Consider the following 9138-nt stretch of genomic DNA (forward strand, 5'->3'; position numbering starts at 1 on the left):
TGGCGGAACGCTTCAGCGCGCTCCGCCCGCCACGCGGACATCAGCGCTTACGGCGCCTGCCCCGCCCGCCGTGTCCGGCGGTCGGCCGCGCATCCGGTGTCTGCCCGGCCCCCTGTGTCCGTACCGGTCCGTGTTCCCGGGGCCGTGCCGGAGCCGTCGGGCGGTCGGCCGAGACCACCAGCGCGGCCAGGGCCGTGGTCACCGGCACCGAGGCCACCAGGCCGATCGAGCCGATCAGGGTGCGCACGATCTCCTCCGCGACCAGCTCGCTGTTGGCGACCGTTCCCACGCTGCTCTGCGCGATGGAGAACAGCAGCAGCAGCGGCAGTGCGGCGCCCGCGTAGGCGAGGACCAGCGTGTTGACCACCGACGCGATGTGATCGCGGCCGATGCGGATGCCCGCGCGATACAGCCCGCGCCAGCCCGTCGACGGGTTGGCCTCGTGCAGCTCCCAGACCGCGGACGTCTGGGTGACCGTCACGTCGTCGAGGACACCGAGCGAACCGATGATGACGCCGGCCAGCAGCAGACCGCTCATGTCGATCCCGGGGTACAGCCCGTGGATCAGGCCGGTGTTGTCGTCGGTGTTGCCGGTCAGCGCGGCCCACCCGATGAACACCGAGCCCAGGACACCGATCAGCAGCAGTGAGATCAGTGTGCCGAGTACCGCCACCGATGTGCGCGCCGACAGCCCGTGACACAGGTACAGGGCGATCAGCATGATCGCGCTCGCCCCCACCACCGCCACGACCAGCGGGTTCGACCCCTGCAGGATCGCGGGCAGGACGAAGAAGTTGAGCACCAGGAAGCTGATCGCCAGCGAGACCAGCGCCATGACGCCGCGCAGCCGTCCCACGGCCACGACGGCGAGCGCGAAGATGCCCGCGAGCAGCGCCAGGGGGAAGCGCCGGTTCACGTCGGCGACCGAGTACTGGAGGTCCTCGGGCGCGGAGGGCTCGTAGGCGACCACGACCTTCTGGCCCTCGCTCAGCTGCCGGGACTGGTCCGGCTGCACGATCTCGTTGAACGTACGGCCCTTGTCGTCGCCGGTGTCGACCCGGATCGTTGCCTTCCTGCAGGTGCCGTCCGCCTGCTGCTGGGCGGACGAGCCCTCGGCCGTGGAGGTGTCGCCGGTCGGGACGCCCCCGGAGGCGTTGACGGACTGGCAGCTGACCTCGACCACCTTCGTGACCGTGGCGTGCTGCGTCTGCCGGTCGAAGCCGACGCCGGTGCGCTCGTGCGCCGGGGCGCCGCCCGGCCACAGTACGGCGAGTCCGATCAGCACCGCCGTCGCGAACGGGATCAGGATCGCCGCGATGACCTTGCGCAGGTGCTGGGAGACGGGTGCCGCCGGGCCGTGACCGTGGCTGTGCCCGTGGTTGTGTCCGTGCGCGTGGCCGTGACCACCGCCCTCTCCGGCACCGGATGCGCGCGGCGGTTCGGGCGGTGGATACGAAGGAGGCTGAGTGGTGCTCACCGCCCGATCATCGCAAGAACGGGACGGGCCCTCTGTTCACCGCGCCAGAAATGACGCTAGCGTGAAGGCGCTTTTGTACACGCGGGAGCTCGGAGCACCGGGCTGAGAGGGCGCTGACCTCCGTCCCAGCGACGTTTCACGGGAAACATCACCTCATCGCGAGTGATGTTTCCCACGGGACGCCGGCAGACGGAAACCGCTGCGTCGACCGCCGAACCTGTTACCGGGTAATGCCGGCGTAGGGAGTAGGTCTCATGACCAACAAGGACGCACGCACGCCTGCCTCCACCCAGAACCCGACGGAGACGTCGGCGAACGGGGAGGCCGGGAAGTCCGTCGGCTGGCACAAGGCGTACGTCGAGGGCACACGCCCCGGCCTGCGGGTGCCGGTCCGTCAGGTGCACCTCACCAACGGGCAGTCGGTCACGCTGTACGACACGTCGGGCCCGTACACCGATCCGCTCGTCGACACCGACGTCCGCCGGGGCCTGGCTCCGCTGCGGGAGGACTGGATCGTCGCCCGCGGTGACACGGAGGAGTACGCGGGCCGTCCCGTCCGTCCCGAGGACGACGGGATCAAGCACACCTCTCCGCGCGGGGGCCTGCGCAATCTGGACGCCGTGTTCCCCGGCCGGCCGCGTCTGCCGCGCCGGGGCCGCGCGGGCCGGGCGGTCACGCAGCTGGCGTACGCGCGCCGCGGCGAGATCACACCCGAGATGGAGTTCGTGGCGCTCCGGGAGAACGTCTCCCCCGAAGTGGTCAGGGAGGAGATCGCGGCGGGCCGGGCGGTGCTGCCGGCCAACGTCAACCACCCGGAGATCGAGCCGATGATCATCGGCAAGCGGTTCCTGGTGAAGGTCAACGCCAACATCGGCAACTCGGCGGTGACGTCCTCCATCGAGGAGGAGGTCGAGAAGATGACCTGGGCGACCCGCTGGGGCGCCGACACGGTCATGGACCTCTCCACCGGCCGCAACATCCACACCACCCGCGAGTGGGTGCTGCGCAACTCCCCCGTCCCCATCGGCACCGTGCCGCTCTACCAGGCCCTGGAGAAGGTGGACGGCCGGGCCGAGGAGCTGACCTGGGAGATCTACAAGGACACGGTCGTCGAACAGGCCGAGCAGGGCGTGGACTACATGACGGTCCACGCGGGCGTACGCCTCGCGTACGTACCGCTCACCGCCAACCGCAAGACCGGCATCGTCTCCCGCGGCGGCTCGATCATGGCCGCGTGGTGCCTGGCGCACCACAAGGAGTCCTTCCTCTACGAGAACTTCGAGGAGCTCTGCGAGATTCTCGCCGCGTACGACGTCACGTACTCGCTCGGCGACGGTCTGCGGCCCGGGTCCATCGCGGACGCCAACGACGAGGCGCAGTTCGCGGAGTTGCGCACGCTCGGGGAACTCAACACGGTCGCGAAGCGTTTCCACGTTCAGACCATGATCGAAGGCCCGGGACACGTCCCGATGCACAAGATCAAGGAGAACATCGACCTCCAGCAGGAGATTTGCGATGAAGCCCCGTTCTATACGCTCGGCCCGCTGACGACGGACGTCGCGCCCGCGTACGACCACATCACGTCCGGCATCGGTGCCGCCATGATCGCCTGGTGGGGCACGGCCATGCTCTGTTACGTCACGCCCAAGGAGCACCTGGGCCTGCCCGACCGCGACGACGTCAAGACCGGCGTCGTCACCTACAAGATCGCCGCCCACGCCGCCGACCTCGCCAAGGGCCACCCGGGCGCCCAGGAATGGGACGACGCGCTCTCCGACGCCCGCTTCGAGTTCCGGTGGGAGGACCAGTTCAACCTGGCCCTCGACCCGGACACGGCGCGCGGGTTCCACGACGAGACCCTGCCGGCGGAACCCGCCAAGACGGCCCACTTCTGCTCGATGTGCGGTCCGAAATTCTGTTCGATGAAGATCTCCCAGGACATCCGTCGTGAACACGGCGGAAGCCGGGACGAGATCGAGGAGGGGATGGCCCGGAAGGCGAAGGAGTTCGCGGAGGCGGGCAATCGCGTGTACCTGCCGATCGCGGACTGAGCGTTCGCCGCAGGCGGCGCGGGGGCGGTGCCCGTGGTGGGCGCCGCCCCCGCGGGACGGCAGGTGCGGTCGCACCTCCCCTTCGCCGGGGCGGGTGGGCAGACTGGCCCCATGACAGCGAGTCCGATGAGCAAGGGGTCCAATCGTCCCGTCGATGCCCGCGTGGTGCGCGTTGAGCTCGCCTGGGCGGCCGGGGCCGGCGTGCCCGACATCGACGCCTCGGCACTGCTCCTCACGGAGGCCGGGCGGGTGCGGGACGACGGGGACTTCGTCTTCTACAACCAGCCTCGTCATGCGTCCGGCGCCGTGACGCATCTCGGGAAACAGCGCGGCGCGCGGGACACGACCGACACCGTGGAAGTGGATCTGGGCGCCGTGGAAGGGGAGGTCGAGCGGATCGTGCTGTGCGCGTCGGCGGACGGCGGGACGTTCGGGCAGGTGCCGGGACTGGTGCTCAGGCTGCTCGACGCCGGGGCGGGGGCCGAACTGGCCCGGTTCGACATGGCGGCGGGGACGGAGACCGCTTTCATCGGCGGCGAGTTGTACCGACGGCAGGGGAAGTGGAAATTCCGGGCGGTGGGGCAGGGGTACGCCGCCGGGCTCGCGGGCCTGGCCACGGACTTCGGCATCACCGTGGACGACGCGCCCCCGGCCCCGTCCGCTTTCCCCACGGCCCCGGCCCGGCCGGCCTCGCCCGCGGCCACCGCGGTCCCGGTCCCGCCCGTTCCTCCCGCCGTGCCGGTCGCGCCCGCCCAGCAGCCCCCCGCGCCCCGCCCTCACCCCGGTGCCCCGCGGCTCACCAAGGGCGAGGAGCGGCTGCCCGTCGACATGCGCAAGCGGTTGTCGCTGCGCAAGGAACAGGTGGCGGTCAGCCTGCGCAAGCACGGGGCCGCCGAGGTCACCGCGCGCGTCATCCTCGTACTCGACGCCTCCGGGTCCATGTCCTTCCTGTACTCCAAGGGGATCGTGGCCGACGTCGTCGAGCGGATGGCGGCGGTCGCGGCACAGCTGGACGACGACGGTGAGATGCAGGCCTGGACCTTCGCCTCGAACCCGGCCCGGCTGCCGGATCTGCGGCTGGGGGAGCTTCCCGAGTGGTTGCGGCTGCACGTGCGCGTGGGGGAGGTGGGCCTGTTCCGGCGCGGGCGGAAGAAAGGACTGGAGCCCAGCCAGGTCGACATGCGGGACGTGGGCATCCAGAACGAGGAGCAGAAGGTCATCGCCGAGGTGCGCGCGTTCGTCCGGGACCGTCCCGCGTCCGCTCCGACCCTCGTCCTGTTCTTCTCCGACGGCGGCGTCTACCGCAACAAGGAGATCGAGCACGAGCTCCGTGAGGCGGTGGAGGAACCGGTCTTCTGGCAGTTCGTGGGGCTGGGAAGGTCCAACTACGGCGTGCTGGAGCGGTTCGACACACTGCCGGGACGTCGCGTCGACAACGTCGGGTTCTTCGCCGTGGACGACATCAGCACCCTGCCGGACGCGGAGCTGTACGACCGTCTGCTGTCCGAGTTCCCGCAGTGGATCACGGCCGCGGGACGGGCGGGGATTCTCTGAGCCCCGGCCCGGCCATCCGCCCCGCTCTCCCGCCCCGGCCACTCGGCTCGCGCCTCCGGCACGGAGGACGCAAGCCGACGGGCGGGCCGCCCGGCTACTCCGGCTGGTGCTCCGGTCCCCCGAAGTCCGGGCTGGAGTAGTCCGGACTGGAGTAGCTCGGCCGTGTGCCGCGGGCCCTCCCCTCCTCCGGGCTGGAGAAGCCCGGCCGGCCGTACCCCAGGTGCGGGATACGTCCGGTCGGCGGGGGCGGTGCCGTGTGCTGCAGTGCGGTGGCCGTCGCCGGATCGGTGAGCGCGTCCCGCAGGAACGGCAGGATCCCCCGCTCCAGCAGGGCCTCGCGCCAGGCGTCCCTGGCCCGGGTCACCTCCCCGTCGAGTTCGCGGTACGACCCGCCGAGCGCCGAGGGCTTGTTGCGCAGCGCGGTGAGCAGCAGGCCCACAGCGGCGACGAGGACGGCGACCGCCGTCACCGCGCCGAACACCCACCCCGTGGTGAGCATGGTCCGGGCGAACGCGGCGCCGGGGTCGAGCATCCGCAGGACGTAGCCGACGAGCAGGAAGATCGCGGCCGCGGTTCCGGCCAGGACGGGTGCCAGGACGGCGACGACGGCGCCGGCGCCGGCCCCGGCGGTCTCGGCGACCTCTCCCACGGTGGCGGCGATCCCCCTCGCGTTCGTGCCCGGCTCGGTGGAACCGGGCACGCGGACGGACGGGGTGGCCGACGCCGGCGGCCGGCGCGTTTCCTCGCGGACCTTCACGTAGTGCCGGTACTCCGTCGCCGCGGCCGCCGTGATGAGGGCGGTGGCGTTGAGCGCCATCGTGCGCAGTTGTTCCGAGTTGAGCCGCTGTCCGACCGCGGCCAGTTCCGGGTGGTGTGGCGCGGAGCGCAGCGCCTCATCGAGAACCCGCTCGTATTCCTGGCGGTCCTCGTTCAGCAGGTGCTGCGGAACGCTGTTCATGTGCATCCCCCGATGCTCCGTAGGGCTTGGGGCTCGGCATGCTGACGAGCCGTCGGGCAGAAACGGAGGGGAGCCTGCTACGGATAAGCCGATGGTAGAGCGGTGACGGCGCGCGGTGACAGGGGGTTTACCGAAATTGGCACGTGCACGGTGCGGTTGCGGGCCGCACGGTCACGGCCCGCCGCGCCGTCAGGAGCCCAGCGGCAGTTGCTGAACCAGCAGTTTTCCGGCCATGGTGACCCCGCCGTCCATCGCGATGGCGAGTCCGTCGGCGTAGACGTGAGGTCCGGTGACCACGGGGCCGCCGTCGTCCTCGCCGTCCTCGGAACCGACTTCGCCGGTCAGGTAAGGGATCGGGCTGTGGCCGTGAACGACCCGGGTGCCGCCGTACGTATCCAGCAGGGAGCGCACCGCGTCGGCGCCGCCCTCGTCGCGGAAGGAGAACCGCTTGGTGAACTTGCGGAACAGGTCCCAGACCTCGTCGGCGTCGTTGCGGGTGAGCGTCTCGCGGACGGTGTCGTTGACCTCCTCGATGGAACGGCCGTAGTCGAGATAGGCGGTGGTGTCGGAGTGCAGCAGCAGATGGCCGTCGACCGCCTCGACGGCGTCGAGGCGGGCCATCCACTGCAGGTGGTGGTCCTGGAGGCGGTCCATGTCGGTCTTCTGCCCGCCGTTGAGCAGCCAGGCCGCCTGGAAGGTGGCGGTGCCCGCGCCGGAGTTGACGGGGGTGTCGCCGAACCTCTTGGCGCCGAGCAGCAACAGCTCGTGGTTGCCCATGAGGGCCTTGCAGTAGCCGCCGGCGGCGGCGGCCTCGGCGGACAGCCGCATCACGAGGTCGATGACGCCGATGCCGTCCGGGCCGCGGTCGGTGAAGTCGCCGAGGAACCACAGCCGCGCGGTGCCGGCGCACCACTGGCCCGCCGAGTCGAGCAGGCCCTGCTCCTGGAGGGCGGCCACCAGCTCGTCGAGGTAGCCGTGGACGTCGCCGACCACGTACAGCGGCCCCTGGCCGGTGGCGGGCTGCGGGGCGGGGACGGACGCGGGGTCGACGGTCACCTGAACAGTGTCACCCCGATTGATGACGGGGAGGTCCCGCTGGGTGGGCGTGTATCCCTCCGGGTAGGCCTCCTCGGAGGGCGGAACGACGTCACCGGGGTGCGTGCTCTGGGCGTACGGACCGGTCTCGTGGACGTACGCGGGCACCCGGAAGTCGCGCAACGTCGCCGTCCGCTCCACCGCGGGTCCCTGACCGGCCCCCTGAGTCATCGACCCCTCCACCATCGCGCCGCTTCTGCACCGCGTCGGACTGCCTGGTCGCAGCGGCCCGCGGTGTCGTGGGCCCATCATAGGAATGCGGATCGCGCCGTGTGATGACCCAGGGGTGGTGAATCAGAACAAGACTCCGGTTCACCGCGGCTTTCGCCCCGTTTGCGTGGGTCTTCGACGGTCCTGACCGCACACCTTCCGTCGTCGGTCGGTCTTCCCTCCTCCGGGAGCCCGGCCCGTTTCCCCCTCAGGGGTGTCCGGGGGAACACCCTCGCGTCCTCCTCCGGAGGCGGAACCGTCCCCGCGGAGCCCGGACCCGCCCGCACGAGACCCTCGGAAGCGGAGGAAGCGCCCCCCCCGGGCGGTCCTCCGACGCCGACCCGGTGCGCGTGACGCGTCCGCCTCCGAGGCGCGGCCGGTCGACGCGGCCGCCGCTTTCCCCTCCGGAGTCCCCTCCGGAAGCGGAAGCCCCACGCCACGGGCCGCCGTACGTCCCCGCCGGGGCCCCGGCGGGTCACGACCCCTTCGGCGACCTCGGCGGGCTGACCGTCGTACGGGGCGGCCGCCGTTGCGAGGAGGCCCGCACGATCAGCTCGGTCGGTATGACCTGCTCCACCGGCCGCTCCGGGTCGACCCCCTCGATGGCGTCGATGAGCAGCTGGATCACCGCCGTGCCGATGCGGCGCGGCTTGAGGGAGAGCGTGGTGACGGGCGGTTCGGTGTTGGCGTAGACCGTGGACTCGCTGCAGCAGACGAGCAGCAGGTCGTCCGGGACGCGCAGGCCGTAGCGGCGGGCGGCGGCGAGCAGGTCGGTGCCGTTCGGATCGAACAGGCCGTAGACGGCGTCGGGCCGGTCGGGGCGGGCGAGCAGCCGGTCGGCGGCGACGGCGCCCGCGCACGGATCGTGCGCCGGGTAGGCCTCGTGGACCGGGTCCTGGCCCACGCGCTCGCACCAGCGCAGGTACGCGGTGGTCGACAGGTGGGTGTACGTGTCGGTGCTGGTGCCGGTGAGCAGGCCGATGCGGCGGGCGCCGGCGTCGGCGAGGTGGTCGAGGATGCCCGTCACGGCGGCCTCGTGGTCGTTGTCGACCCAGGCGGTGACCGGCAGCGCGCCGACCGGCCGGCCGTCGGAGACGACCGGTAAGCCCTGGCGGACCAGCTCGCTGACGACCGGGTCCTGGTCGGAGGGGTCGATGACGACCGTGCCGTCCAGGGCGACGTTGGACCACACGTCGTGGCGGGAGGTCGCGGGCAGGATGACGAGGGCGTAGCCGCGGGCGAGCGCGGCGGAGGTGGCGGCGCGCGCCATCTCGGCGAAGTACGCGAACTCGGTGAAGGTGAAAGGTTCATCCCCGTACGTCGTCACGGTCAGGCCGATGAGTCCGGACTTCCCGGTGCGGAGCGTACGGGCGGCGGCCGAGGGGCGGTACCCCAGTCTGTCGGCCACCTCGCGGACGTGGCGCCGGGTGGCGTCCGGGAGCCTGCCCTTGCCGTTGAGGGCGTCGGAGACGGTCGTGATGGAGACTCCGGCGGCGGCGGCCACGTCCCTGATGCCCGCTCGACCCGGCCGGCTGCCTCGGCGTGAGGTTTCCGCGCGGCTCACCTGGTGCTTCCCTGCTGCTGTCATGGCGAGCCGATAGTAGGGCTCATGCGGTGGGGTAGGGCGGACGCATATGCATGCGTTGGCAGGCACGTTTCTGCATGATCATTTAGAGTCAACTGCCTTGGAAATGAAGGAAGTTGAACGCTCCCATGCCAGGACCTGACGTGTCGGCTCATGTGGGCCTGCCGAGGGTGTGATGTTGCGAAGAGGTCTCAACTCACCTGCACGG

General features: G+C 71.1%; 6 protein-coding genes. 2 read left to right on the top strand and 4 right to left on the bottom strand.

Annotation, left to right across the window (positions count from 1 at the left end):
• Positions 1–40: 40 nt before the first annotated feature.
• Positions 41–1477, bottom strand: coding sequence for a YibE/F family protein (locus ADK41_RS29360; protein WP_030820187.1), 1437 nt, complete (start codon positions 1475–1477; stop codon positions 41–43).
• A 254-nt stretch (positions 1478–1731) separates the two neighbouring features.
• Between ADK41_RS29360 and thiC the strand changes: the two genes are divergently transcribed.
• Together thiC and ADK41_RS29370 are read left to right on the top strand one after the other, a co-directional pair.
• Positions 1732–3528, top strand: a complete 1797-nt coding sequence (gene thiC / locus ADK41_RS29365; RefSeq protein ID WP_030820189.1) for a phosphomethylpyrimidine synthase ThiC — start codon at positions 1732–1734, stop codon at positions 3526–3528.
• Between the two features lie 111 nt (positions 3529–3639).
• On the top strand, positions 3640–5082 hold the full coding sequence (locus ADK41_RS29370) for a VWA domain-containing protein (RefSeq protein ID WP_030820191.1): 1443 nt from the start codon (positions 3640–3642) through the stop codon (positions 5080–5082).
• 94 nt (positions 5083–5176) lie between these two features.
• Here the strand turns inward: ADK41_RS29370 and ADK41_RS29375 are convergent, their stop codons facing one another.
• The 3 genes from ADK41_RS29375 to ADK41_RS29385 all read right to left on the bottom strand — a co-directional run bounded on the left by ADK41_RS29375 (position 5177) and on the right by ADK41_RS29385 (position 8933).
• Positions 5177–6046, bottom strand: coding sequence for a hypothetical protein (locus ADK41_RS29375; RefSeq protein ID WP_030820193.1), 870 nt, complete (start codon positions 6044–6046; stop codon positions 5177–5179).
• 183 nt (positions 6047–6229) lie between these two features.
• Complete coding sequence (locus ADK41_RS29380; protein WP_106979369.1) at positions 6230–7321, bottom strand: metallophosphoesterase family protein; 1092 nt, start codon at positions 7319–7321, stop codon at positions 6230–6232.
• A gap of 499 nt (positions 7322–7820) precedes the next feature.
• Positions 7821–8933: a LacI family DNA-binding transcriptional regulator gene (locus ADK41_RS29385; protein WP_078661802.1), complete on the bottom strand. Its 1113-nt coding sequence runs from the start codon at positions 8931–8933 to the stop codon at positions 7821–7823.
• Positions 8934–9138 lie beyond the last annotated feature (205 nt).

Source organism: Streptomyces caelestis (genome assembly GCF_001279005.1).
GTDB classification, from domain to species: Bacteria; Actinomycetota; Actinomycetes; order Streptomycetales; family Streptomycetaceae; genus Streptomyces; species Streptomyces heliomycini.

Bases quoted from the DNA above. Each gene is read 5' to 3' on its own strand.
- thiC (WP_030820189.1), top strand. From the start codon at position 1,732: ATGACCAACAAGGACGCACGCACGCCTGCCTCCACCCAGAACCCGACG.
- ADK41_RS29370 (WP_030820191.1), top strand. From the start codon at position 3,640: ATGACAGCGAGTCCGATGAGCAAGGGGTCCAATCGTCCCGTCGATGCC.
- ADK41_RS29375 (WP_030820193.1), bottom strand. From the start codon at position 6,046: ATGCACATGAACAGCGTTCCGCAGCACCTGCTGAACGAGGACCGCCAG.
- ADK41_RS29380 (WP_106979369.1), bottom strand. From the start codon at position 7,321: ATGGTGGAGGGGTCGATGACTCAGGGGGCCGGTCAGGGACCCGCGGTG.
- ADK41_RS29385 (WP_078661802.1), bottom strand. From the start codon at position 8,933: ATGACAGCAGCAGGGAAGCACCAGGTGAGCCGCGCGGAAACCTCACGC.